Annotated in this window: 17 protein-coding genes, 1 pseudogene and 1 CRISPR repeat array; of the genes and pseudogenes, 7 read left to right on the forward strand and 11 right to left on the reverse strand. The window is 63.5% G+C overall.

The features are described from left to right. Positions 1 to 314: 314 nt before the first annotated feature. The 5 genes from ACK6AU_RS24940 to ACK6AU_RS24960 all read left to right on the forward strand — a co-directional run bounded on the left by ACK6AU_RS24940 (position 315) and on the right by ACK6AU_RS24960 (position 5,601). The gene (locus ACK6AU_RS24940; protein ID WP_409302042.1) at positions 315 to 1,031 is read left to right on the forward strand and encodes an ABC transporter permease; all 717 of its coding nucleotides are present in this window, start codon (positions 315 to 317) and stop codon (positions 1,029 to 1,031) included. 24 nt (positions 1,032 to 1,055) lie between these two features. Next, positions 1,056 to 1,949: a glycine betaine ABC transporter substrate-binding protein gene (locus ACK6AU_RS24945; protein ID WP_185699086.1), complete on the forward strand. Its 894-nt coding sequence runs from the start codon at positions 1,056 to 1,058 to the stop codon at positions 1,947 to 1,949. Positions 1,950 to 1,961: 12 nt separating this feature from the next. After that, positions 1,962 to 2,630, forward strand: a complete 669-nt coding sequence (locus ACK6AU_RS24950) for an ABC transporter permease (RefSeq protein ID WP_185699085.1) — start codon at positions 1,962 to 1,964, stop codon at positions 2,628 to 2,630. Beyond that, positions 2,627 to 3,784, forward strand: a complete 1,158-nt coding sequence (locus ACK6AU_RS24955; RefSeq protein WP_185699084.1) for a betaine/proline/choline family ABC transporter ATP-binding protein — start codon at positions 2,627 to 2,629, stop codon at positions 3,782 to 3,784. Before ACK6AU_RS24950 ends, ACK6AU_RS24955 begins: the two co-directional genes overlap by 4 nt. 653 nt (positions 3,785 to 4,437) lie before the next feature. Continuing rightward, a complete protein-coding gene (locus ACK6AU_RS24960) occupies positions 4,438 to 5,601 on the forward strand; it encodes a type III PLP-dependent enzyme (RefSeq protein ID WP_185699083.1) in 1,164 nt (387 codons plus the stop codon). Positions 5,602 to 5,670: 69 nt separating this feature from the next. Here the strand turns inward: ACK6AU_RS24960 and ACK6AU_RS24965 are convergent. The 4 genes and pseudogenes from ACK6AU_RS24965 to ACK6AU_RS24980 all read right to left on the reverse strand — a co-directional run bounded on the left by ACK6AU_RS24965 (position 5,671) and on the right by ACK6AU_RS24980 (position 7,734). Next, positions 5,671 to 5,949: pseudogene (locus ACK6AU_RS24965) on the reverse strand (type II toxin-antitoxin system RelE/ParE family toxin). After that, the gene (locus ACK6AU_RS24970; protein ID WP_085596340.1) at positions 5,946 to 6,209 is read right to left on the reverse strand and encodes a CopG family ribbon-helix-helix protein; all 264 of its coding nucleotides are present in this window, start codon (positions 6,207 to 6,209) and stop codon (positions 5,946 to 5,948) included. The pseudogene ACK6AU_RS24965 and the gene ACK6AU_RS24970 overlap by 4 nt, the downstream one beginning before the upstream one ends. A gap of 55 nt (positions 6,210 to 6,264) precedes the next feature. Next, the gene (locus ACK6AU_RS24975; RefSeq protein WP_409302046.1) at positions 6,265 to 7,050 is read right to left on the reverse strand and encodes a tetratricopeptide repeat protein; all 786 of its coding nucleotides are present in this window, start codon (positions 7,048 to 7,050) and stop codon (positions 6,265 to 6,267) included. A gap of 3 nt (positions 7,051 to 7,053) precedes the next feature. Further along, complete coding sequence (locus ACK6AU_RS24980; protein ID WP_185699080.1) at positions 7,054 to 7,734, reverse strand: Fe2+-dependent dioxygenase; 681 nt, start codon at positions 7,732 to 7,734, stop codon at positions 7,054 to 7,056. Positions 7,735 to 7,942: 208 nt separating this feature from the next. On the opposite strand from ACK6AU_RS24980, the gene ACK6AU_RS24985 reads away from it, so the two are divergent. Continuing rightward, a complete protein-coding gene (locus tag ACK6AU_RS24985; RefSeq protein WP_409302048.1) occupies positions 7,943 to 10,216 on the forward strand; it encodes a TonB-dependent receptor in 2,274 nt (757 codons plus the stop codon). 152 nt (positions 10,217 to 10,368) lie between these two features. After that, on the forward strand, positions 10,369 to 12,900 hold the full coding sequence (locus ACK6AU_RS24990; protein ID WP_409302050.1) for a PepSY domain-containing protein: 2,532 nt from the start codon (positions 10,369 to 10,371) through the stop codon (positions 12,898 to 12,900). 25 nt (positions 12,901 to 12,925) lie between these two features. Here the strand turns inward: ACK6AU_RS24990 and ACK6AU_RS24995 are convergent, their stop codons facing one another. The 7 genes from ACK6AU_RS24995 to ACK6AU_RS25025 all read right to left on the reverse strand — a co-directional run bounded on the left by ACK6AU_RS24995 (position 12,926) and on the right by ACK6AU_RS25025 (position 23,561). After that, a complete protein-coding gene (locus tag ACK6AU_RS24995) occupies positions 12,926 to 14,467 on the reverse strand; it encodes an alkaline phosphatase (RefSeq protein WP_185699077.1) in 1,542 nt (513 codons plus the stop codon). Positions 14,468 to 14,697: 230 nt separating this feature from the next. After that, positions 14,698 to 15,553: direct repeats of the CRISPR family, unit length 28 nt; unit sequence TTTCTTAGCTGCCTATACGGCAGTGAAC. Between the two features lie 130 nt (positions 15,554 to 15,683). Continuing rightward, positions 15,684 to 16,247, reverse strand: coding sequence for a type I-F CRISPR-associated endoribonuclease Cas6/Csy4 (gene cas6f, locus ACK6AU_RS25000; protein ID WP_185699076.1), 564 nt, complete (start codon positions 16,245 to 16,247; stop codon positions 15,684 to 15,686). 3 nt (positions 16,248 to 16,250) lie between these two features. Next, entirely contained in the window at positions 16,251 to 17,273 is a 1,023-nt protein-coding gene (csy3, locus tag ACK6AU_RS25005) for a type I-F CRISPR-associated protein Csy3 (protein WP_409302053.1), read from the reverse strand. A gap of 18 nt (positions 17,274 to 17,291) precedes the next feature. Beyond that, positions 17,292 to 18,275 (reverse strand): type I-F CRISPR-associated protein Csy2, encoded by a 984-nt coding sequence (gene csy2 / locus ACK6AU_RS25010; RefSeq protein WP_409302055.1) that lies wholly within the window; start codon positions 18,273 to 18,275, stop codon positions 17,292 to 17,294. Next, on the reverse strand, positions 18,268 to 19,620 hold the full coding sequence (gene csy1 / locus ACK6AU_RS25015; RefSeq protein WP_409302057.1) for a type I-F CRISPR-associated protein Csy1: 1,353 nt from the start codon (positions 19,618 to 19,620) through the stop codon (positions 18,268 to 18,270). Before csy1 ends, csy2 begins: the two co-directional genes overlap by 8 nt. Positions 19,621 to 19,686: 66 nt before the next feature. Then, on the reverse strand, positions 19,687 to 22,779 hold the full coding sequence (cas3f, locus tag ACK6AU_RS25020) for a type I-F CRISPR-associated helicase Cas3f (protein ID WP_409302059.1): 3,093 nt from the start codon (positions 22,777 to 22,779) through the stop codon (positions 19,687 to 19,689). Positions 22,780 to 23,183: 404 nt separating this feature from the next. After that, entirely contained in the window at positions 23,184 to 23,561 is a 378-nt protein-coding gene (locus ACK6AU_RS25025) for a hypothetical protein (protein WP_409302061.1), read from the reverse strand. Between the last annotated feature and the right edge of the window lie 640 nt (positions 23,562 to 24,201).

The raw sequence follows: 24,201 nt of genomic DNA on the forward strand, positions 1-24,201 counted from the left end.
CGTTCGTAATCCGGCCATCACTCTGGAACCCGTTAGATTCCACACTCCCAATCACACCCTCGCGCCCCAAGGCTGGCCAAACGCCGCCGACTATGGAACCTTTTAAAAGGTGGAGACGTCCACTTCCCTGCCAGGCGCTCGTCAGAAGCCTGGAATATCAGCAAGTTAGCTTGACGAAGCTGCGCTCATGGTTCGTTCGCCGCCGCCCTGCCGGCACTCGACGAACTGCTTTTCGCGGGGACTTCCCGGCAGTCGGCCACGGCCCTGCCACAGGGGAAAGCGCCCGCCGACCGATAAGAAGAAGGAGTCCGCCCGTGGCTATTCGCTATGGCAAAGGGCTGATAGGAGGGGTTGCGGTCATTGCCCTCCTGGCCCTGCTGGTCCACTGGATCGGCATCAAGACGATCGAACACTACCGCGACGATCTACTGTTCTACCTGCAAGCTCATCTGTTCCTGGTCCTGGCGTCCATGTGCGCCGCCCTGCTGGTCGGCATTCCCGCCGGCATCCTCCTCAGCCGCCCCGCCATGGCCAGGCGCGCCGAACGCTTCATGCAAGTGTTCAACATCGGTAATACCATCCCTCCCCTGGCCGTCCTGGCCATTGCCCTCGGGGTCCTCGGCATCGGCAGCGGGCCGGCGATCTTCGCCCTGTTCCTGGCCTCCCTGCTACCCATCGTGCGCAACACCTATGAAGGCCTGAAGAACGTCCAGGGCTCGCTCAAGGAAGCCGCCACCGGCATCGGCATGACCCCGCGCCAGGTGCTGTGGAAAGTCGAATTGCCCAATGCCGTGCCGATCATCGTCGGCGGCGTGCGGGTAGCCCTGGCGATCAACGTCGGCACCGCGCCCCTGGCCTTCCTGATCGGCGCCAACAGCCTGGGCAGCCTGATCTTCCCCGGCATCGCCCTGAACAACCAGCCGCAGCTGCTGCTCGGCGCCGCCTGCACCGCCTTGCTGGCGCTGCTTCTGGACGGCCTGGTGACCCTGGCCAGCCGCCTCTGGCTGGAACGCGGCCTGCGCCCGTCCTAAGCCCGTCAGAGACAAGGAACCGACATGAAGAAATTGAGCCTGATACTCGGCTGCGTCCTGCTTTTCAGCGCACTGGCCCACGCCGCGGAAAAACCGCTGATCCGCATCGGCGCCCGGGTCTTCACCGAACAGACCCTGCTGGCGGAAATCACCTCCCAGTACCTGCGCAGCAAGGGCTACGACACCCGCGTCATCGGCGGCCTGGGCAGCAACCTGGCGCGCAGCGCCCAGGAAAGCGGCCAACTGGACCTGATCTGGGAATACACCGGGGTGTCGCTGGTGGCCTACAACCACATCGACGAGAAGCTCGACAAGCAGCAGTCCTACGCCCGGGTGAAAGCACTCGACGCGAAAAAAGGCCTGGTCTGGTTGTCGCCGTCCAAGTTCAGCAACACCTACGCCCTGGCGCTGCCGGAAAACGTGGCCAAGGAACATCCACGGATCAACAGCATCAGCGACCTGACCCGGGCCCTGGCCGAAAACACCCGGGAAAACCGCCTGGTGGCCCTGGACACCGAGTTCGCCAACCGTTCCGACGGCATGGCCGGGATGGTCAAGCTGTATGACATGGCCCTGACCCGCAAGAACACCCGGCAGATGGACGCCGGCCTGGTCTACACCGCCCTGCGCAATGGCCAGGTGTTTGCCGGCCTGGTCTACACCACCGACGGACGCCTCAGCGCCTTCAAGCTCAAGTTGCTGGAGGACGACAAGCACTACTTCCCGGACTACACCGCCGCTCCCGTGGTGCGCCAGGCCTACCTCGACGCCCACCCGCAACTGGCCGCCGAACTCGAGCCGCTGGCGGCGCTGTTCGACGACGAAACCATGCGCCAGCTGAACGCGCGGGTCGACGTCGACCATGAAAGCCCCTCCGCCGTCGCCGCAGATTTCCTGCGCCGGCACCCGCTCAACTAAAGAGGAGAAGACATGGAGTTTTTCAACGCCTTTTCCCATCTCGATTGGGCCCAGGTCCTGCACCTGACCTGGCAGCACATCACCCTGGTGGGCATCGCCGTCACCCTGGCCATCGTCTTTGGCGTGCCCCTGGGCGTGCTGATGACCCGCTTCCCCAGCCTCGCCGGCCCCTTGCAGGCCAGCGCCACGGTGCTGCTGACCATCCCGTCCATCGCCCTGTTCGGCCTGCTGCTGCCGTTCTACTCCACGTTCGGCCAGGGCCTGGGGCCGCTGCCGGCCATTACCGCGGTGTTCCTTTATTCCCTGTTGCCGATCATGCGCAACACCTACCTGGCGCTGACCGGCGTCGAACCGGGCATCCGCGAGGCCGCCCGGGGCATCGGCATGACCTTCGGCCAGCGCCTGCGCATGGTCGAGTTGCCGATCGCGGTGCCGGTGATCCTCGCCGGAGTACGCACCGCGGTGGTGATGAACATCGGCGTCATGACCATCGCCGCCACCATCGGCGCCGGCGGCCTGGGGGTGCTGATCCTGGCCTCCATCAGCCGCAGCGACATGTCGATGCTGATCGTCGGCGCCGTGCTGGTCAGCCTCCTGGCCATCGTGGCCGACCTGCTTCTGCAATGGCTGCAACGTTCGCTGACGCCAAAAGGATTGAGCCCACTAGGAGCCCTGAAATGATCGAACTACAGAACCTGAGCAAGACCTTCCGCAGCAACGGCAAGGATGTCAAAGCCGTCGACTCGGTCAGCCTGACCGTCAACGAAGGCGAGATCTGCGTATTCCTCGGCCCCTCCGGCTGCGGCAAGAGCACCACGCTGAAGATGATCAACCGCCTGATCATGCCCACCTCGGGCAAGGTGCTGATCAACGGCGAGGACACCACCGGCCTGGACGAAGTGACCCTGCGCCGCAACATCGGCTACGTGATCCAGCAGATCGGCCTGTTTCCCAACATGACCATCGAGGAAAACATCACCGTGGTGCCGCGCCTGCTGGGCTGGGACAAGCACAAGTGCCACGACCGCGCCCGCGAGCTGATGAGCATGATCAAGCTCGAACCCAAGCAGTACCTGCATCGCTACCCACGCGAGCTGTCCGGCGGCCAGCAACAGCGGATCGGGGTGATCCGCGCCCTGGCCGCCGAGGCCCCGCTGCTGCTGATGGACGAACCCTTCGGCGCGGTGGACCCGATCAACCGCGAGATGATCCAGAACGAGTTCTTCGAGATGCAGCGGGCGCTGAACAAGACCGTGATCATGGTCAGCCACGACATCGACGAAGCCATCAAGCTGGGCGACAAGATCGCCATCTTCCGCGCCGGCAAACTGCTGCAGATCGACCACCCGGACACCCTGCTGGCCCATCCGGCGGACGATTTCGTCAGCCACTTCGTCGGCCAGGACAGCACCCTCAAGCGCCTGCTGCTGGTCAAGGCCGAAGATGCGGCCGACAACGCGCCGTCGGTGAGCCCGGACACCCCGGTGGCCGAGGCCCTGGAACTGATGGACGAGCACGACCGGCGCTACGTGGTGGTGACCTGCGTCCAGAACAAGGCCCTGGGCTACGTGCGCCGACGCGACCTGCACCGCCAGGGCGGCACCTGCGGCCAGTTCCTGCGCCAGTTCAACGCCACCGCCGCCTATGACGAGCACTTGCGCATCCTGCTGTCGCGCATGTACGAGTTCAATCGCTCGTGGCTGCCGGTGCTGGACGCCGAAAGGGTGTTCCTCGGCGAGGTGACCCAGGAGTCCATCGCCGCCTATCTGAGTTCGGGACGCTCCCGCGGGATGAAGACCAACATCGTCTCCCCGGCCGAGGCCGTGAGTGCCTGATCAATAAATGATCAAAAACCAACCTGTGGCGAGGGCGACTGTCCGGGCCGGGCCGTGGAGCGACCCCTCTTTGCAAGAAAAGTGGGACTGCTGCGCAGGCTGGCGGGAGCAAGCGCCCTCGCCACAAGGTTTTCCGGCCCTTTCACGCGCCGAAAAAAAAGATCAACAGCCGCGCCGGTGACGGCTGTCCGGCGACCTGCCCCAAAACAGCCAAAATCCCCCTTGCACCGCCCTCTCGCCGCTAACGTCGCCGATGTTGGCGCCTTCGGCAGTTCATCGCCAGTTGGCGCGCAAAAGCCGCGAACGTGCAGGTATTTTTAACACTCGGGAATTCTTCGGGAACATCGGCCCGTCATCTGTGTCGGCTACAAAAGGACAGGCCGACAACGCACGTCAGACAAGTGCAAAAACGCGACATTTTTTGTTGATCTCAGCCCCCTCACCGCCTAAAGTTCGCGCCGAACGTCCATGCTGGAAACGATCCATCCGGCTCAAGTACTGACGACGAGACAGCAAGGCCAAGGGCAGATTTCCCATGGCCTTTTTGCTTTCGGCGACATGCCTTGGGAAGTAGGCGAACCAAAGTGGGGATACGGAGGACGTTCATATGCACCCATTGATTACCAACGTTTGCCATCAGGAGCTCCCAACGCATGTCGATTAACGTCGAAGACTATTTCGCGCGCGAAACCTTTCAGAAAATGAAGGCGTTCGCCGACCAGAAAGAAACCCCGTTCGTGATGATCGATACCCAGATGATCGCCCAGGCCTACGACGACCTGCGCGCCGGGTTCGAATTCGCCAAGGTCTACTACGCGGTCAAGGCCAACCCGGCCGTGGAGATCATCGACCTGCTGCACAAAAAAGGCTCGAGCTTCGACATCGCCTCGATCTACGAGCTGGACAAGGTGCTGGGCCGCGGCGTCAACCCAGCCAACATCAGCTACGGCAACACCATCAAGAAGTCCAAGGACATCCGCTACTTCTACGAGAAGGGCGTGCGCCTGTATGCCACCGACTCCGAAGCCGACCTGCGCAACATCGCCAAGGCCGCCCCGGGCTCCAAGGTCTACGTGCGCATCCTCACCGAAGGCTCCACCACCGCCGACTGGCCGCTGTCGCGCAAGTTCGGCTGCCAGACCGACATGGCCATGGACCTCTTGATCCTGGCCCGCGACCTGGGCCTGGTGCCTTACGGCGTGTCGTTCCACGTCGGTTCCCAGCAGCGCGACATCAGCGTCTGGGACGCCGCCATCGCCAAGGTCAAGGTGATCTTCGAGCGCCTTAAAGAAGAAGACGGCATCGAACTGAAGCTGATCAACATGGGCGGTGGCTTCCCGGCCAACTACATCACCCGCACCAACAGCCTGGAAACCTACGCCGAGGAAATCATCCGTTTCCTCAAGGAAGACTTCGGCGACGACCTGCCGGAAATCATCCTCGAGCCGGGTCGTTCGCTGATCGCCAACGCCGGCATCCTGGTCAGCGAAGTGGTGCTGGTGGCGCGCAAGTCGCGCACCGCCGTGGAACGCTGGGTATACACCGACGTGGGCAAGTTCTCCGGCCTGATCGAAACCATGGACGAGTCCATCAAGTTCCCGATCTGGACCGAGAAGAAAGGCGAAGTGGAAGAAGTGGTGATTGCCGGCCCGACCTGCGACAGCGCCGACATCATGTACGAGAACTACAAGTACGGCCTGCCGCTGAACCTGGCCATCGGCGACCGCCTGTACTGGCTCTCCACCGGTGCCTACACCACCAGCTACAGCGCCGTGGAGTTCAACGGCTTCCCACCGCTGAAGTCGTATTACGTATAAAGGCAGCGGCAAGCGCTTAGCTGCAAGTAAAAGCCCATGAGCAGTCATGGGCTTTTTTGTGGGCTGCGCTTACCGATCTTCCCTGACGTGCCAGATACGCAGGATGGACAAGGTCATGCCTTGAATCTCGTAACGCATCTCATAGCGCCCCACCAGCAGACGTCGCACATCCCGTGGCCTGAACTCTTCCAACTGCTATCCCAATCGAGGGTCATGTAGAAGAGTGTCGGGGGCCTGTACCAGGGATTGGACAGTCAGTGCGGCAGCGGAGCGATTGACCTGGGCAAGAAACTCGAAAAGACGGGCCAGCTCGGAAAGCGCCTTGCTCGTCCAATCCAGCTGTCTCATTTCGGCAGCGGCAGAGGACTATCACCCGACAAGCTCTGCGCCCAGGCCTGCACAGCCTGGTGATCGATAACCCTACCGGCATCCACATCAGCCAGGGCCTCAAGAGTCAGGCGCCGACGCTCCTCCTCCTGGTCTACCCAGGCAACCAGCGCCTGCTTGACGATCCAAGCACGCGAACGCTCCAGGCGCGAGGCCAACTGGTCAACCTTGTTGGCCAGATCCAAAGGAATATGTGCAGTCAGCACTTTTGTCGCGGGCATGAGGCAAGACCTGCATCAGAATGATTGAAAGCGATTAGCTTTGAATCATGGTGATTCATATCAAGGCAGCCAGCCGCTCGGCATCCCGCTCATCACCCAGTTGCGCCGCACGCTGGTGATAGGCCAGGGCCAACTGGCGGATCTCGGGATGGCGGGCATCGAGCAGTGCGCCACGGGCCACCCGGAGGAAATTCAGGTTGCCGCCGATCAGGGCCCGTTGCAGCCACTCCACCGCTTCGCCAACACGCCCGGCCTCGGCCAGCACCGCGGCGTAACTGAACTGCCCACGAAAGTCACCGCCCTCGGCCGAGCGACGATACCAATCCCGAGCCGCCTGGGGATCGGCCGGGCAAACCAGCCCCTCTTCCAGATAACGCCCCAGCAGGTTCATCGACTTGGCATGACCCAGTTGCGCGGCGCGCTGGTAGCAAGCCAGGGCCCGACCGTGGTCCTGGGGCACGCCACGACCGGTGGCCAGCAGGTTGGCGTAGTTGTACAGGCCCCAGTCCAGGCCGGCTGCCGCGGCCTGGCGGTAATGCTCGGCAGCAACGGCTGGGTCCGCCGGGCAGCCCCAGCCGTGTTCATGACAACGGCCGAGCATGTTGCGCGCCATCGGGTGGCCGCGCTGGGCGGCGATGCCGAACCAGCGCAGGGCCAGGGCCTGGTCCTGCTCGATGCCGCGACCCTCAAGCAGGATCTGCCCAAGCAGCGCCTGGGCGTCCACCAGGCCTTCGCCAGCGGCCAGCAGGATCGCCTGGGCGGCGCGGGCCGGGCTCTCTTCGAGCATGGCGCTCAGTTGCCCGCCATCGAGGCTTTCCTCGCGGCGCAGTCGAAAAGCCATGGCCTAGACCTCGACCCAGCGGCGCAGCAGGTTGTGGTAGGTGCCGGTCAGGCGGATCAGCGATGGGTGTTCGGGCAGGTCCCGGGTCAGCTCCTGGATCGCCCCGTCCATCTCGAACAACAGCGCCCGCTGGCTGTCTTCGCGCACCAGGCTCTGGGTCCAGAAGAACGAAGCGTAGCGGGCGCCACGGGTCACCGGGTTGACCTTGTGCAGGCTGGTGCCGGGGTACAGCACCAGGTCGCCGGCCGGCAGCTTGACCCGCTGCACGCCGTAGGTGTCCTGGATCTCCAGCTCGCCGCCGTCGTAGTCCTCCGGGTCGCTGAAGAACAGGGTCGAGGACAGGTCGGTGCGCACCCGCTCGGCGCTGCCCTTGGGCTGGCGCACGGCATTGTCGATATGGAAGTCGAAGCTGCCACCCGCGGTGTAGCAGTTGAACAGCGGCGGGAACACCTTGTGCGGCAAGGCGGCGGACATGAACAGCGGGTTCTGCCATAACCGTTCGAGCATCGCCTCGCCGATCTCCCGGGCCAGCGGATGGCCCTCGGGCAGTTGCAGGTTGTGCTTGGCCTTGGCCGACTGGTAGCCGGCGGTGATCTTGCCGTCCGCCCAATCCGCCTGCTCCAGGGCTCGGCGGATGCGCCCTACCTCATCACGGGTGAACACGCCGGGGATGTGCAGCAACATGGCCAGGTACCTGGAAGCCGAAAGTGCGGCAATGGTATTGATTCTTATTGACTGTGTAAAACGCCCGGGACGGATGGGAATGCAAAAACCGTAAAGATAAATTGTAAAGAATGTAAATTCAGTGCGAATAGCAATATTTCGCAATTGATAACGAATGCTCGCATCCCCTATATTCCGCGGCCTCAAAACCTCGGGGAGGGGACAAGACATGACACGCCAACCACCATTATCCGCTGTCAGTTCGCCACGTCTGCTGGCATCGGCCATCGGCGTCGCCATCACCGCCGGCTCCGCCGCGCACATGGTCCAGGCCGCCGAGGACACCGGCAAGAAAGCCTCGGGAGCGATCGCCCTGGAAGCCACCAGCATCACTGGCGAGGCCCAGGACGCGACGTCCTACCAGGTGGAAAAGGCTTCTTCGCAGAAGTACACCGCGCCGCTGGTGGATACTCCTCGTTCGGTAACTGTCATTCCCCAGCAAGTTCTCAAGGACACGGCGGCGACCTCGTTGCAAGACGCACTGCGTACCGTTCCAGGTATCACCTTCGGTGCTGGTGAAGGTGGCAACCCGCAAGGTGACCGCCCGTTCATTCGTGGTTTCGATGCCCAGAGCGACACCTTCCTGGATGGCGTGCGTGACGCTGGCGGCCAAAGCCGCGAAATCTTCGATATCGAATCGGTGGAAGTCAGCAAGGGCCCGAACTCCTCGTTCGGTGGACGTGGCTCGGCCGGTGGCAGCCTGAACCTGGTGAGCAAGCAGCCCAAGCAGCAGGACTTCCTCAACGGCGGCTTCACTTATGGCTCCGACCAGACTCGCCGCTACACCCTCGACGTCAACCGCCAGTTCCTCGAAGGCGCGGCGTTCCGTCTGAACCTGATGAGCCACGAGCAGAACGTCGCGGGTCGTGATTCCATCAACTACGACCGCTGGGGTGTCGCACCTTCCCTGACCTTCGGCCTGGGCAGCCCTACCCGGGTCAACCTCAGCTACTACCATATGGAAAGCGACGACCTGCCGGACTCGGGCATTCCCTACGGCTACAGCTCGGCAACCGCCACCGCCCACGGTCACGACAAACCCACCGACGGCGGCGACAGCAACAACTTCTATGGTCTAAAGCATCGGGACTTTCGCAAGACTCGCGCCGATATCAGCACCCTCTCCATCGAGCATGACCTGAACGACAACATGACGCTGAAAAATACCCTGCGTCATGGCAACACCGGCCAGGACTACATCCTCACTCAGCCGGACGACAGCAAGTTCAACGTCAACAAGTACGGCACCGTCTGGCGTCGCGCCAACAGCCGGGTATCGACCACGGAAACCACCACCAACCAGACCGATCTGTTTGGCGAGTTCCATGCCCTGGGCTTCAAGCACAACTACTCCACCGGTCTTGAGTTCACCGGCGAAGAAACCCGGGTGAGCAGCTACACCGTTTCCCCCAACTCCAACCCCACTTGCACCCCTGGCAAGACGAGTGGCGGCAACTGCACATCCCTGGGCAATCCAAACCCGAATGACGACTGGACCGGCTCCAGCGAACGCAACTACTACGGCACCAATACCAAGGCCACCAGCCGTGCCGCCTATGCCTTCGACACCATCGAACTGGATCCGCAATGGCTGTTGAACCTGGGTGTGCGCTACGACACCTTCGACACTGAAGCCAACACCAACGCGGTCAAGGGCCGGAGCAAGATCAAGAGTGACAGCCAGTTCTGGAACTGGCAGGCCGGACTGGTCTGGAAACCGGCTGATAACGGCAGCATCTACGCTTCCTACGCCACCTCGGCCAACCCTGCCGGTGGCGTACTCGATGGCGCCCCCGACAACCCCTTGTCGGCAGGCCTGGCCACCAGCGACCTGAAGCCCGAGGAAACCGTCAACTACGAGTTGGGTACCAAGTGGGACGTACTGAACAACCGCCTCTCGCTGACCGCCGCGGTGTTCCGTACCGAGAAAAAGAACACTCGCATCCTGGTGGACTCCATGACCTACCAGAACGCTGGTGAATCCCGCGTCGACGGTATCGAACTGGGCGCCAGCGGCAAGATCACCGACAAATGGCAGGTCTTCGCCGGCTACAGCTACTTGAAAAGCGAACTGGTGGATGCCGGCCTGAACGGGCGTAACGGCGTAGTGAGCGCCGGTTCCAACAAAGGCAACCAGATGCCCAACACGCCGAAGAACAGCTTCAGCCTGTGGACAACTTACGACGTCACCTCGAAGTTCACCGTCGGTGGCGGTGCCTTCTATGTCGACGACGTGTATGGCGACCCCGCGAATACTGTCTACGTACCGTCCTACACCCGCTACGACGCCATGGCCAGCTACAAGCTGACCAAGAACGTCGACCTGCAACTGAACGTGCAGAACCTGACGGACAAGACCTACTACGACAAGGCCTATGCGGCGCACTTCGCCAACCAGGCCCCGGGCCGTACCGCCCTGATGAGTGCCAACTTCCACTTCTGATCCACCGCGACACCCTGTGGCCCCGGCCACAGGTGCCCAAGCCCCAGGCACCCGCTGCCTGGGGCTTTTGCCTGTAAAGAAGAATGCTTCTCGCTCACACACGGCATAATGCGCGCCGTGTTTCACCTCTTCGGACGAACAAGGCGGTCGATGTGTTGAAGAAAACCCTGTTCCAGCTGCACTGGTTCTTCGGCATCAGCGCCGGGCTGGTCCTGGCCTTGATGGGCATCACCGGGGCCACGGTGTCGTTCGAGGACGAGATCCTGCGCGCGCTCAACCCCTCGGTGCTGCAGGTCGACAAGCGGCCCGCCGGCACCCTGCCGCCGGCCGAGCTGGTGGCCAAGCTCCAGGCGGCCGAGGGCAAGGACGTGTCCATGCTCTGGGTCGAGACCGACAGCGGCAATGCCGCGCGGGTGTTCTACACCCCGCCGCTCGGGGAACGCCGTGGGCAGATGCGCTACTTCGACCCCTACACCGGCCAGTTCACCGGCGAGGCCGTGGGCCAGGGCTTCTTCGACTTCATGCTGCAACTGCACCGGTTCCTGGCCATGGGCGACAGCGGCCGGCAGATCACCGGCGCCTGCACCCTGATCCTGATCTTCTTCTGCCTGTCCGGGTTGTACCTGCGCTGGCCGCGCCAGGTCGCCAGCTGGCGCACCTGGCTGACCCTGGACTGGGCCAAGCAAGGCCGGGCCTTCAACTGGGACCTGCACGCGGTGTTCGGCACCTGGTGCTTGTTGTTCTACCTCTTGTTCGCCCTCACCGGTTTGTACTGGTCGTACGAGTGGTACAGCAAGGGGCTGACCCGCCTGCTGTCCGACTCGCCACACAGCGAGCGCGCCCGGGGCGGGCGTGGCGGCCCGCCGGCCAAGGGCCCGGCCCCGGTGGCCGACTACAACGCTATGTGGAGCAGCATCTACAGCGCCGCCGGCAAGGACCTTAGCGCCTACAACGTGCGCATGCCGCCCGTGGCCGGGCAGCCGGCGACGGTGTTCTACCTGCTCAAGGACTCGCCCCACGAGCGCGCCCTGAACCAGATCACCCTGGACCCGGCCACCGGCGTCATCAGCCGGCACGAGCGCTACGCCGACAAGCGCTTCAAGGCGCAATTGCTGACCAGCGTCTACGCCCTGCACGTGGGCAGCTACTTCGGCCTGGTGGGGCGCATCGTGCTGACCCTGGCCTCGCTGTGCATGCCGCTGTTCTTCATCACCGGCTGGTTGCTGTACCTGGATCGCCGGCGCAAGAAGCGCCAGATCAAGGACGCCCGCCAGGGCCTGGAACAGGCCAGCGACGATGCCCACGGCTGGCTGATCGGCTTTGCCAGCCAGAGCGGTTTCGCCGAACGACTGGCCTGGCAGACCGCCGGGCAATTGCAGGCCGCCGGCATCGGCGCCCGTGTCCGCCCGCTGGCCAGCCTGGACGAGCAGGAGCTGCGCAGTGCCCAGCGGGCGTTGTTCGTGGTCAGCACCTTCGGCGATGGCGAGGCCCCGGATAGCGCCCGGGGCTTCGAGCGCAAGTTGCTGGGCCGCGAGCTGGCCCTCGACGGCCTGGAATACGCAGTGCTGGGCCTGGGCGACCGCCAGTACCCGCAGTTCTGCGGTTTCGCCCGGCGCCTGCACACCTGGCTGTCGAACCAGGGCGCCAGCAGCCTGTTCACCCCGGTGGAAGTCGACAATGGCGACAGCTACGCCCTGCGCCACTGGCAACAACAACTGGGCCAGCTCACCGGCCATGCCCCGGTGGACCTGTGGCAGGCCCCGGCTTTCGCCAACTGGACCTTGAGCCAGCGCCGCCTGCTGAACCCCGAGAGCAGCGGCTCCGGGGTCTACCTCCTGCAACTGCAGCCGCCCGGCACCAGCAGCTGGCTGGCCGGCGACCTGGTGGAAGTCATGCCGCGCAACTGCCCCTGGCAGGTGGAGCACTTCCTCGAGGGCCTGGGGCTTTCCGGCGAGAGCCCGGTGCAGCTCGACGGCCTGGAAGAGAGCCTGGAGCAGGCCCTGGGCAGCCGCCAGCTACCGGAGAATCGCGCCCACCTGGTGGGCCTGCATGCCCAGGCCCTGGTGGATGCGCTGGTGCCGCTGACCCCGCGCGAATACTCCATCGCCTCGATCGCCGCCGACGGCTGCCTGGAACTGCTGGTGCGCCAGGAACGCCACGCCGACGGCAGCCTGGGCATCGGCTCCGGCTGGCTTACCGAGCACGTCCAGGTAGGCGCGAGCATCAGCCTGCGGGTGCGCCGCAACAGCGGTTTCCACCTGCCGGCCGAGCCCTGCCCGCTGATCCTGCTGGGTAACGGCACCGGCCTGGCTGGGCTGCGCAGCCTGCTCAAGGCGCGGATCGCCGAGGGCCAGCAACGCAACTGGCTGCTCTTTGGCGAGCGCAACGCCGAGCATGATTTCTACTGCAAGGACGAGCTGCAGGAATGGCTGGCCCGGGGCGACCTGAGTCGCCTGGACCTGGCCTTCTCCCGCGATCAGGAACAGAAGATCTACGTCCAGGATCGCCTGCGCGAAGCCGCCGCGACCTTGCGACAGTGGCTCGACGACGGCGCCGCGCTCTACATCTGCGGCAGCCTGCAAGGCATGGCCTCGGGGGTGGACCAGGTGCTCAACGAGCTGCTGGGCGCCGAACAGGTCGAGCGCCTGATCGAACAAGGCCGCTACCGTCGCGACGTCTACTGACCTACCCATGGGCCATAGGCGTGCATCAGGCCGGTTGCAGCGTGCGCTCGAACACCGCCACGCCATCGAGATCACGCAGGATCACGCTCATCTGCGCCGTCTGGCCATCGATCTGCACCTCGCCAAAGAACTGGAACCCGGCGAACGGCGAGGCGTTCTGGGTCGGCGGCGCCTTCTGGAACACCACCTCGGGGCCGAAGGTCTTGTCCAACACGTTGGGCCCGAAGCTGCCGGCATTCAATGGGCCGGCGACGAACTCCCAGAACGGCTCGAAATCCTGGAACGCCGCCCGGTCCGGGTGGTAGTGGTGGGCGGCGCAGTAATGCACGTCGGCAGTCAGCCACACATGGTTGCGCACCCGGTGCTTGCGCAGGTAGGCCAGTAACTCGGCGATCTCCAGCTCGCGGCCCTGGGCCGGGCCCGGGTCGCCGTTGGCGATCGCCTCCCAGCGTGCCACGCCGGGGCTGACCTCGCCGTCGGGCACGCCCAGGCCGATGGGCATGTCCGCCGCCACCACCTTCCACTGCGCCTGGGAATCCTTGAGCTCGCGCTTGAGCCAGTCCAGTTGCTCACGGCCGAGGAACGGCTTCTCGCCGCCAAGGTTGTCGTCGTTGGGCCCGCGATAGCTGCGCATGTCCAGCACGAACACATCCAGCAACGGCCCGTAGCTGAGCTTGCGATAGATGCGCCCGCCACCGTCGGCGCTCTGCCGGCGCATCGGCGCATATTCCAGCCAGGCCTGGCGCGCACGGCCCACCAGGGTCTGGATGTCCTTGACCAGGTAGCGCTCGTCCAGCTGCTTGCTCGGCGACCAGTTGTTGACCACCTCGTGGTCGTCCCACTGCCAGATCTGCGGCACCTCGGCGTTGAACCGGCGCAGGTTCTCGTCCAGCAGGTTGTAGCGATAGTTGCCGCGATATTCGTCCAGGGTCTCGGCCACCTTGCTCTTGGCCTCGGTGGTGATATTGCGCCAGATGCGCCCACCCTCGGTGGTCAATTGAGCCGGCACCGGGCCATCGGCGTAGATGGTGTCGCCGCTGTGGATAAAGAAGTCCGGCAGGCGCAGGCGCATCGCCTCGTAGATACGCATGCCGCCGATGTCCGGGTTGATGCCGAAACCCTGGCCGACGGTGTCGCCGCTCCAGACGAAACGGATATCCCGGCGCTGGCTCGGGGCACTGCGCAAGTGGCCGAACCAGGGTTCGCTGGCCACCCCGGTGCGGGCGTCCTCGAAGGTCACCCGATAAAAAATCGCCTGGTTGACCGGCAGCCCGCTCAGGTCCACCCGGGCGGTGAAGTCGGTGCGGGCATCGGCCAGCGGCGACACCAGGCGCCGCGGGTTGGTGAACATGCTGCGGGTATCCCACTCCACCACCATCCGCGCCGGGCGGTCGCTGCGGCTCCAGATGATCGCCCGATCGCCCTGCAAGTCCCCGGACTGCACGCCATCGGTGAGCTTGGGCCGATCCTTGACCGAAGCGATCACCGCCGGCGCCAGGCTGGGCAGCAACAGCCCCGCCCCGGCGATTTGCATGATCCGTCGACGGCCGAGGTTGAACTCGCTCATGGTGACTCCCTGACATGGTCAAAAGAGGCCACCTTAGCCAGCGGCGATGAAGGGGATGTGACAAAGACGCGCCCGGCCCGGGAGTCCCAGGCCGGCCCGCGACGGGTGCAGCGGGTCTCTCAAGCTGCCTCTACGGCAGTAACGAGTGCCGATGGATTGATGATGGATTGTGTGTTGCCTGCCTGTTCGGCAATCGAGATAAACAGCACCGAAGGACGCTGAAGGACTGGTTTCTTAGCTGCCTGTGCGGCAGTGAACGCGACTATCTCGGCCAGGAAGAATACGACTCTTTTCTTAGCTGCCTATAAGGCAGTGAACAAGCGCGGGCGACACATGTATTTCTTAGCTGCCTATACGGCAGTGAACCGGAAGGTGATGGGCTTGCCCGCTGCATCGGTTTTCTTAGCTGCCTATACGGCAGTGAACGGCTGGCGGGGATGCGGGGCCAGCACCTCGTTTTTCTTAGCTGCCTATACGGCAGTGAACCAACGTGATGGAGAAATCGGTGGGCTGCTCAATTTCTTAGCTGCCTATACGGCAGTGAACAGCTGCCTCAATGCCTTCATCAAGCGCAGCCTTTTCTTAGCTGCCTATACGGCAGTGAACCTGGCGTCTACCTGGTACATCTGCTTCATGCTTTTCTTAGCTGCCTATACGGCAGTGAACTGAAGCACTACCGCAGGGACCCAGTAGGGACCTTTCTTAGCTGCCTATACGGCAGTGAACTTGGTGATTACCGTCCGACCAGCAGCTGACTTTTTCTTAGCTGCCTATACGGCAGTGAACCCTATGGCCTCGATTTCTATCTGAGGCCAACATTTCTTAGCTGCCTATACGGCAGTGAACCAAAGCGCTGCACGTATTCACCGGACCCCGAATTTCTTAGCTGCCTATACGGCAGTGAACCGAATAGGTGTCATCGGCGGCCAGCTCGACGCTTTCTTAGCTGCCTATACGGCAGTGAACGGTCCCTGGATTCTCGGCTGGGCGGGTGTAGATTTCTTAGCTGCCTATACGGCAGTGAACTCACTGATGATGCTCAGTGCAGGCGAATGGATTTTCTTAGCTGCCTATACGGCAGTGAACTAGAGCACTTTCTCTATAACCTCCTGAATTTCAAAAGAAAGGCCGTTAAAGGTTGCTGTACACCCTTTTTCTGAAGCGCTTTGTAAGTCATTGATTTCACAAAGCGCTCCACGGCACCCGGGAAAAAGGGTCAGAACCAGGGCACTGTCGCGCTGGAGCTCAGGCCATAGCCGTTGAACGTGCCGGGCTGGGGTTGTTCGAGCAACGGGCCGTGGCGGATGAACAGGTTGAACAGCTGATGGCTGGTCTGGCTGCGCATCACCGCGAACGGCAGGTCGCAACGTTTCGCCGCGCTGTCGGGCAGGCGCTGGCGGGCTTCGTCCTCGGTCAACCCATGGCGCTTGATCAGGCGGCGACGCAGGCGTGCCGGACTGCTGTCCACCTGTACCCGGCTGACATGGCGATGCTGCACCGGCGTCGGCACCGAGCAGGGCTGGCCGATCTGTACATGGTCACGCATACCGGTCAGCCAATCGATGGCCAGCAACTGGTCCAGGGCCTGGCGATTGCCGTGGATGCGCAGGTGCGAGCCCAGGTGCCTGATCGGCCGCCGGGTATCGGGAAAGCTGATGCCGATATCGTTGCGCCGCAGGTCATGCAGGGCCCGATGGAATTTATTGAGCAAGGCGCTCATCAACTGCGGCTCGGGAAACTCCGGGTCCGGCAGCAGTTTCAAATCCAGGTAATGGTCCATGGCTCAACCTGCCTCGCCGAACACGCCGCCGCGAATCAGGGTGGCGATCACGAAGTGCTGCTGTTCCAGCGCGGGTACTCGATCCTTGAGCACCCAGCTGTCCAGCAGGGTGTAGAAATCGTCCTGGCTGCCGCGGGGCTGGCGATAGGCCTTGCCCTGGGTGGTCACCGAGCCATAGGGTTCCACGGCGATCGGCCCGTTGCTGTCGGCGCCCTGGTACCAGGTGTCGATGCTGCGCAAGGCATTGCCGACTTTCTGCGAGTGGATGCCGGCGATCTTGCCCACGCTGTACAGCGTCTTGCTCTTGTCTCCGCGCCCACGGTCCAGGATCAGCTCCTGGGACGGGAACACTTCCTGCCCGGCGCCCATGCGCGCGTAGGCCGTGATGCGCAGCAGCACATGCTGTTCGCCGGCCAGGCCCCGGGCAATCAAGCCAGCCAACGACTGCAAGGCCTCGCCCTGCTCACCGGCAGCGTCGAACTGACGCAAGGACAGGCTCAGGCTGTCGAAGCGCCATTGCGTCGCTGCCTGGCCCTCCACCAGATGCTCGACCTCCACCTCGACCTGCTCGGCGCCAATGCGGTTGCGCCACAGGAAGCGACCGTTAGCCAGGTTATGGGCGTAGCGGTGGGCCAATTCGCCGAAGCCATTGGCCTGGACATACCCCTGTACAGTCTCGAGCAGTTTCTGCCGGTAGGCGAAATCGTTGCAGGCCGAAGGCTGGCCAGTACCGGCCAGCACCCGCAGGGTGAAGCTGACCCGCAGGGTGTCGGCATCATGCGGCAGGGTCGCCACGTCCACAGTTTGCAGATTGGGGCTTTCAATGGCGGCATCCAGCTTGGCTGGGTCCAGCTCCTTGGCCTTGAGTCGGTTGGAAATGGTTCCGCGTACGGATTTTTCCCGCACCACCACGGGCTCCCACTGACTGCGCGACTGCCAGTCGCCGGCATGGAACAGCGCATCGGAAGGGTCCAGCTTGCGCTCGAAGGCCAGGACCGAAGCGGTTTTCAGGGCGTCATTGCTCATGTTCGAACTCCTTTGCAATCAGTCGAAGTGCGCCAGCGATGGCGCGCGGTAGTCATTGCGGCAGCGGTACAGGCCCTGGTCGCTGCGAGAGTCGGCGTACCAGAGCAGTTGTTGTGGCGATTGCAAACGGTGTGGGCTGATCCACTGCCCGATGCCATAGAGGTTTTCCACGAAGCGAAAGGCCGTTTGCGAGTCGCGAGCCCGGGCCACCGTGCCCGGCGCCTGCAAGGCGGTGAGCGCGCCATAACCCACGGGGATCGGCACCAGCCAGCCGAGGTCGGCGCGGTCGTTGCGCCACTGCACCGGCCCTGGAGCTGCCTCGTCTGCGCCGGGGGCCACGCTGGACCAGTTGATCCGTGACAGCGACAGCCAGGCGTCCAACACCGAAGCCCCGGGTTGCCTGGCTTGCAGATCGCGATGGCGTTGCTCCAGCAGGTCCTGGCGCTCCACCAGGGTGAAGCCCGGCAGCAGGCGCAACTTGGCCTGGTAGAACAACACGTCCCGTGCCTCTTCATCCCCCGTCATGGGGATCGAATAGGGCTGTTGCTGGCCCTGGGGGGCACGGGAGGGAATCAGGCTGCCGCCAGCAATACGCATCTGCAGCAAGAGCTCCCGCACTTGGCGGGCGACGGTACTTTCCTTGTCGTCAAGGGCCTGGCTCTGGACCGCGAATACCAGGCTGATGCGCAGATGGACCCGCCCTTCCTCGACAATCGCGGCGGTGCTGCCATCGCGATTGAGGGGATTGCGAGTCAGGCGCAGGGTGTTGACGAAATCACCATCGGTGACCTGTTCTTCGTGATCGTGGACCACCACACCCACCGCGTTGAATTGCAGATCCAGGCCCGTATCGACCGTCTTGCGTTCCAGGGCCCACATCAGCCCGAGAAAGGCGGTGATCGACGGAAAGCCATGGGTCAGCGGGCTGGAAAGGCTATTGGCGTTCTGTACTTGCAGGTGAGGGATGACCAGCAGGTGCTCGAAATGTGGGCACTCAGCCATGGCGCACCTCCTGTTCCGCCACCTCATGGGTAGCGCATGAGATCTCGGCATCGACCACCGCCTGCCGCGCCCAATGCGCCTGTTCGGTATCGCCCACCGGCAGGCCCCGTTGCAGCAGGATGGCATTCAACCAGTGGCCGAAACGCTGGGCGATCTCGTCCGGCCAACGGCGTTGGGCGAAGGCCGCAGCGAAGGCCTGGTCCGCGTCCTGGTGGTCATCACCCGGTGCCAACTGCGCGCGTTGCGGGTCGAGCCAGAGTTGTTCGCACAGCGGCAGCTGGCAGTGCCGATCACGGCTCCAACCAGGAGGTAAAGAGGCCCGCAAGCTCAGGCCAAAGGCCGCCAACGCCCGGCCCAGGGCGCACTCTATACGTTCACGTTGAGCCCGAGTGCGCAGGCTGCGCGCCGGATCGGCTTGCAGCAGGAGGCAGAGGGCCTCGATCAGCTCGCCCATGTCTTCGAAACGCCGCAGGCGACTGAACACCGACTCCAGGTGCAGCAGGTTGCCCGGATGCTGCTGGCGCCATTTAGGGGGCAAGGACGCCAGCAAGTAATTCACTCCGCCACGCTCACTGTTGAGCTGGCTGATGTTTTGCGGCTTGGTCCCGCCGAGCTTGCGTATCACCAGTTGTGGATAGTCGCGATAGATTCCGTCGTGGGCTTGACGCTGGCGCCGGGCCTGGCGCGCCGCCTGGTTGCGCTCCCCAAAACGTGCATCGTTGATATCGGCATGGACCGCATGGACCAGGCTGCTGGGAAACATCGGTTGCAACAGTTCGAAACCGGCATCGTCGCCAGGCTCGCCCGACACGCACCAGAACACCTGCTTGGCCATGGCGTGGGAACTCAAGGTCTGATGGGGGCGAACCAGGCCCTTGAAGGCTTCGGCCCAACTTTGCGCCAGGGCCGGGTCCGGGCTCAGGGCGGCCAACAGGTCGGCATCGTCCTCCAGCAGCCAGTCCAGTAGCCGACGTTGATCCACCTCCAGCCTGAGGAACTTGTAGACATCCAGCGCGGAGGCGTTGCCGACGATGTCCTGCGCGTAGTCGCTACCCAGCATGTGGCTGCCGACTTCCCGGTGCCGCGGCAATGTTTGCGGAGCGACATGCAGGCTGCTGCCGCGAGCGTCGGGATGGGTGGCCTTGAGCACATGGGTGACGGCCTGGATCTGCCCTACTCGACGGGCCGCGTCGGCGAGCCAGGTGGCGTATTCATATTTTGCGGCGTTGAGCGCATCACTGGCCTCAACGCCTTTCAGTTTTGCGTCCCGCCGTTCCTGGATGAACGCCGTGATGGCGTTACGGAAAAGCAGGATGCGCGGTAACTGATCCGATCCTTCGTTCATGTCTCCTCCCTGTAGAAAATACGGCTTGATGACCCATCTCTAACGGCTGCAAGTGGCACCTGGCCACTACCGCTTTCTAGCAAACCCCAATACCGGATGAAAGCGCCAGCCATTGGTGCTGTCGCTCAACTTGACCGCCGTAAAGCGCTCGGCGCAGGCCCGCAACGACAGGCCTTGAATGTCCGCCTGCTCGACCAGCAGCGACAACAGCTCATGCCGCCCCCACGGGCTGATGCCTGGGCCGGAAAGTGCCTCCAGATCGATTTCCTGCAACAACGAAGACGTCGGCAGATAGAGGTCTGGCGTACGAAACCCGGGCTGCTCATGAATACGGTGCAAGACCAAGCGTTCTTCATCGTCATCGGGCAACCACAGCAACTCTGTCTCCCTGATGGTGTTTTCACGAAAAGGCTGGTGCTGGGGCAAGGCCCAGGTCAGGGCCGCCCTGGGGTATTGCCAGGCACAGGCCGCGTCCAGATCGAAAACCACTGGCTTGACCCCGCGTGGGGCCGGTTGGCCTGCGCGGCTGCGATCCTTGGGCAACATCTGTGCGCTGAGCCGCGCCTGCTCCAGGTCCACCAGGTTGTGCCGTGGACGCCACGCCTGGCTGGCCCTGGGCTGGATGCGCGGGCGGGCGCTGAGTTCCTGGTAGTCGGCCGGATCCAGCAGCTGCCCGAGGCGATGGCTGGCCAGGCGCAGGGGGTGATCCGGCTGGCGGCTGTCATGCTCGAAACCAGGGCGGATGAACGCTGCGGCTCCTGGCTGCTCGAAATGCCGCAGGTTGCTATCGAAGATAAAAATATTGGCGTGCCGGCACGGCTGCTGGCGGTGGCGCTGTACCCGCCCGGCCAGCTGGATCAGCGAACGCATCGATGAGGGTTCGACCACGGCCCAGTCGTAGTCATGGTCGCGCCCGACTTCAGTGACCGGCGAACCCAGGACCACGAACAGATGTTCCTCTTCGGGGTACTGGTCGAGCAGCTGGCGGATCTGTGGTTGGTCATAAACCGCGCCCGGCTGGCGACGGTCCAGGCAGGTGTCCAACTGCGCCTCGATGGCCGAGCGCAGCAGCAGCGGGAACCGCGAGTGGTAGACGCACAGATGAATGCGCTGGCCGGCAGGTGCACCGAGGGCGAACAGGGCCAGGGCCACATCGAACAGCGGTTCGATATTGGCCATGCGCACCAGGCCAAAACTGACGCGCTTGCCACTGTGCGGGCACACCTCGGCATGCCGGGCATGGGCCTGCAACATCGTGGTTCGAACCTGCTCGGCGAATGTCCGGCGTATGTCCGCCACTGGCTGCGCGCCCATGCTCAAGGCAACCAGTTCGCCACGCCGCCTGGGCTCGATACACCCGAGCGCCTGCACCCGCTGATCGACGAAGGTCCGATGCTGTTGGCTGAAGGTCTCGGCGTCGTGGCAGTTGAAGGGCTGGGCCGTGAACTCATCGACCCACAGGCACGGGATCTCATCAGGCGTGTCGAGCGCTCCACGATTGCGCCGATAGTGCCGGCGCCCGGCGCCATAGGCCTGGAACATCCCCTGCACCAGGGCCGCTGGCAGGGTCGCCGACGACAACAGCACCCGCGTGCCCAGCAAACCCGCCCAGTACACCAGGCGCGTCAGGGCCGGCAGGTCGGCCAGGTCGAAATCATCCAGCTCATCGAGCACCAGGTCGCTGCTGAGCAAGCGCAACATCGGTGCAATCTGCCGCCCGGCCCTTTGCGCTTCGGTGGCGGGCATCAAGTGATCGATGGTGCAGACCAGCATGGGCGCATTGAGCAACGCGGTGATCTGGGGCTGGTTCACCACCTTGGACAACAGGCCGTGGGCGGCCAGCGAGCCCTCGTAGCGCACATGGCTGTCTTCTTCGATCAGGGCCTGGGTCGAAGCCGAACCGCTGGCTTCGGCCCGGGCCTGGTAATGCTCGAACAACGCCCGGCTGGTGCAGCCGCCAACCCGGATGGCCAGGCCGTCGTCGCCCAGGTTCAGTAGCTGGCGGTAGCTGTTGCCGGTCTGCAAGGTCAGGCTGCGCAGCCCCAGGGCGAAGGTGCAACGCATGCCGGCCTGGGGGTCGGCCAGGGCATGCATGATCCGTGCATTGGCCAGGGTCTTGCCGCATCCGGTAGAGGCCATGTTGACGATAAAGGCGCCTTGTCGCTGCGACTGGCCACGCAAGCCGGTCGCTGCATCCACCGCCTGGTCCTGCCAGGCAAAACGCCCGGAGCCACTGCGCTTGCGCAAGCCTGCATGACGCGCCAAGCGCGGCAGGCGCCGCTCGAAATCGGGCAAGCCATGGACGATGCTGCGGGTCATGCGGGCAACCCCGAGCAAGTGTTCATCCAGGGGCTGCTTGAGCTGGCCATCGCTATGGGTATTGGCGAACACCAGGCCCTGGTTATCGCCCCTGACTCGCTGATTGGACTCCGGCGGCAGGCTGGAATAGTGATGATCAGCCAACATCAGGCTCATCCGCGCCAGGTGCATCACATAAGGGTTGTCCAGCCAATCGTTATGCCCGGGTTTGGCCTGCAGCACCCACAACCGCTGGGCGATCTTGGCCGCCTGGGCCCGCCACTGGGGATAGACCACGGGCAGGCCGTGCTCGAATTGCCAGAACGCCTCGACCTCGTTGAGCGGCGCCGAACGACTGCACTCGTTCCACTCGTGGGTGATGCCCTCGATCAGGTTGTCCAGCATCGCGGGATTGAAGCGCGCGGACTTCTTGCCCAGCCACGACTGCTCGCCATCACCGGCCTCGTTCCAGCTGGGCAGCGTCGGCAAGCGATGATGGCTGACCACCAGCCAAGCCACGGCAGCCGCCAAGGGCGCGAGCTGCTTGAATGGCGGCGTCGTGGCATCGAGCCCGTCCCGCTGAAACCGCCCGGCAGCCAGCCAAGCCTGATCATCCTCGGCACTGGGCGAGGCCAAGCGCCGGAGCCAGGCAGGGTCATCGTCCGTCCCGACAAAGGCCAGGAACAGCCGCAGCGATACCCACTCATGGCGATACAGGTTGTGTGCCAGGCCGCGGCGCCGCAGCTTCTGCTGGAAGGCCCGGCTGGCCTTGCCCAAGTCATGCAGCAGCGCCGCCAACTGCGCCAGCAGCGAGATGTCTTGGGCGGTGTGCCAGCCCTTGTTCGCGGCACGACGCGACAAGCCTGGCCTTCGAGCGCGTTTGCCATGAAGCGTTGTTTCTAGAGTCGCGGAGTGGATGTCTTCCATGAAATACAACCGCCTGCTGCATCGTCCATTGAGCGCTAGCGGTTATAAGCAATGTCCGATTGTTCGTCCATGGCGTATTGGAAGTTCAAATAGAGGGCATGAAGGCACGCACCAAGCCCCGGCAAACAGCAAGCAGCCCCTACTGGTGCCAGGGTTTGCGGGCACAAGGCCAAGGTAAAGCAAAGGTTATGGCGAGCTGCCCACGAGCCCATGACTGAAGATCTTGGCCGGCAGATTCCGGGCTCTCCAAGGCGTCCCGCTGATGAAGTCGAACACTGGGCACTGGGGCGAGAAAGCGCCCCAGCGGGAGCACGCTCCCTCGCCACAGGTGATGCGTATCAGTCAGGGGAAAGACGATGGCCATCGAGCAAGGCATCCACCACGCCGCGCGCCATCTCCACCGAATGCACCAGGGACCAGATCAACCCACGCTCGACGCCGCTGGCCTGCTCGGTGATCTCATCGGACACCTCCTCGGCAGCCTTGAGCAACATGGACACATGGACCAGGGCCTCCTCGGCACTGATACCGGAGCGGACGTTGAACAACGAATCGCGACCCACAGGCGCGGCGACCGTGGGTTTCAGCGTCCGGATCAGCGAACCGGTACGGGTGTTCACCAGCGCATGGAGAATCACCTCGTTGGCCCGGTCATGCTCCGGGTTGCGACGTGAAACAGAAGAGAAAACGGGTGGATCGGGGACGAGCTTTTTCATGGTGTAGCTCCTTGGAGTTGAGCTATCACCCGACGCTGCTAAACGTGAGGGTGGCAGCTGTACGCGGGTTAGCAGACCGGTCCAAGGAACCCGGCGCACCCGAGGGTGCCCCACGCACAGCCGCCATAACAAAGCCCAGCAGGTAGATAACCAACCGGGCTGACGACGATGCTTACGAGTCTTGGTATCGGGCTGCTAAACCCGATCACTGAGGGTCAGTGACGAACCGAGACTAGTGAGCAGAGTGCTCACCCGCAAGCGCCAGGAAGTCTCTCGGAAACCCCTTACAAAAGAAAGAGATTTGGATAGGTTTTGAGCCTGTCGAAGGCAGCGAAAAGGCCAAAAAGTCTTCGGTGGATTCAAGATCCAGGCGGCCGCTGCGCACCCGTGCGCAGCCTGCGGCAGCGGCTACACAAAGCGGCCTGTAGCCGCTGTCGAGCCAAAGCGAGGCTGCGACAAGGGCCGAAGGACCTTCAACGCATTCAAGACCCAGCGGCCACTGCGCGCCCGTGCGCAGCCTGCGGCAACGGCTACACGAAGCGATGTCAAACACGCACACCCCACACCCGCGATGCGCCGCCCGGTAGGGCGCGCCGTACGCTGGTGATCTTGATTCACCCGCCCCCTGGGAAGGCCGAGT

The organism is Pseudomonas sp. KCJK8993, assembly GCF_046230915.1.
In the GTDB taxonomy this organism is placed as follows: Bacteria; Pseudomonadota; Gammaproteobacteria; order Pseudomonadales; family Pseudomonadaceae; genus Aquipseudomonas; species Aquipseudomonas piscis.

Bases quoted from the DNA above. Each gene is read 5' to 3' on its own strand.
- ACK6AU_RS24945 (WP_185699086.1), top strand. From the start codon at position 1,056: ATGAAGAAATTGAGCCTGATACTCGGCTGCGTCCTGCTTTTCAGCGCA.
- ACK6AU_RS24950 (WP_185699085.1), top strand. From the start codon at position 1,962: ATGGAGTTTTTCAACGCCTTTTCCCATCTCGATTGGGCCCAGGTCCTG.
- ACK6AU_RS24955 (WP_185699084.1), top strand. From the start codon at position 2,627: ATGATCGAACTACAGAACCTGAGCAAGACCTTCCGCAGCAACGGCAAG.
- ACK6AU_RS24960 (WP_185699083.1), top strand. From the start codon at position 4,438: ATGTCGATTAACGTCGAAGACTATTTCGCGCGCGAAACCTTTCAGAAA.
- ACK6AU_RS24970 (WP_085596340.1), bottom strand. From the start codon at position 6,209: ATGCCCGCGACAAAAGTGCTGACTGCACATATTCCTTTGGATCTGGCC.
- ACK6AU_RS24975 (WP_409302046.1), bottom strand. From the start codon at position 7,050: ATGGCTTTTCGACTGCGCCGCGAGGAAAGCCTCGATGGCGGGCAACTG.
- ACK6AU_RS24980 (WP_185699080.1), bottom strand. From the start codon at position 7,734: ATGTTGCTGCACATCCCCGGCGTGTTCACCCGTGATGAGGTAGGGCGC.
- ACK6AU_RS24985 (WP_409302048.1), top strand. From the start codon at position 7,943: ATGACACGCCAACCACCATTATCCGCTGTCAGTTCGCCACGTCTGCTG.
- ACK6AU_RS24995 (WP_185699077.1), bottom strand. From the start codon at position 14,467: ATGAGCGAGTTCAACCTCGGCCGTCGACGGATCATGCAAATCGCCGGG.
- cas6f (WP_185699076.1), bottom strand. From the start codon at position 16,247: ATGGACCATTACCTGGATTTGAAACTGCTGCCGGACCCGGAGTTTCCC.
- csy3 (WP_409302053.1), bottom strand. From the start codon at position 17,273: ATGAGCAATGACGCCCTGAAAACCGCTTCGGTCCTGGCCTTCGAGCGC.
- csy2 (WP_409302055.1), bottom strand. From the start codon at position 18,275: ATGGCTGAGTGCCCACATTTCGAGCACCTGCTGGTCATCCCTCACCTG.
- csy1 (WP_409302057.1), bottom strand. From the start codon at position 19,620: ATGAACGAAGGATCGGATCAGTTACCGCGCATCCTGCTTTTCCGTAAC.
- ACK6AU_RS25025 (WP_409302061.1), bottom strand. From the start codon at position 23,561: ATGAAAAAGCTCGTCCCCGATCCACCCGTTTTCTCTTCTGTTTCACGT.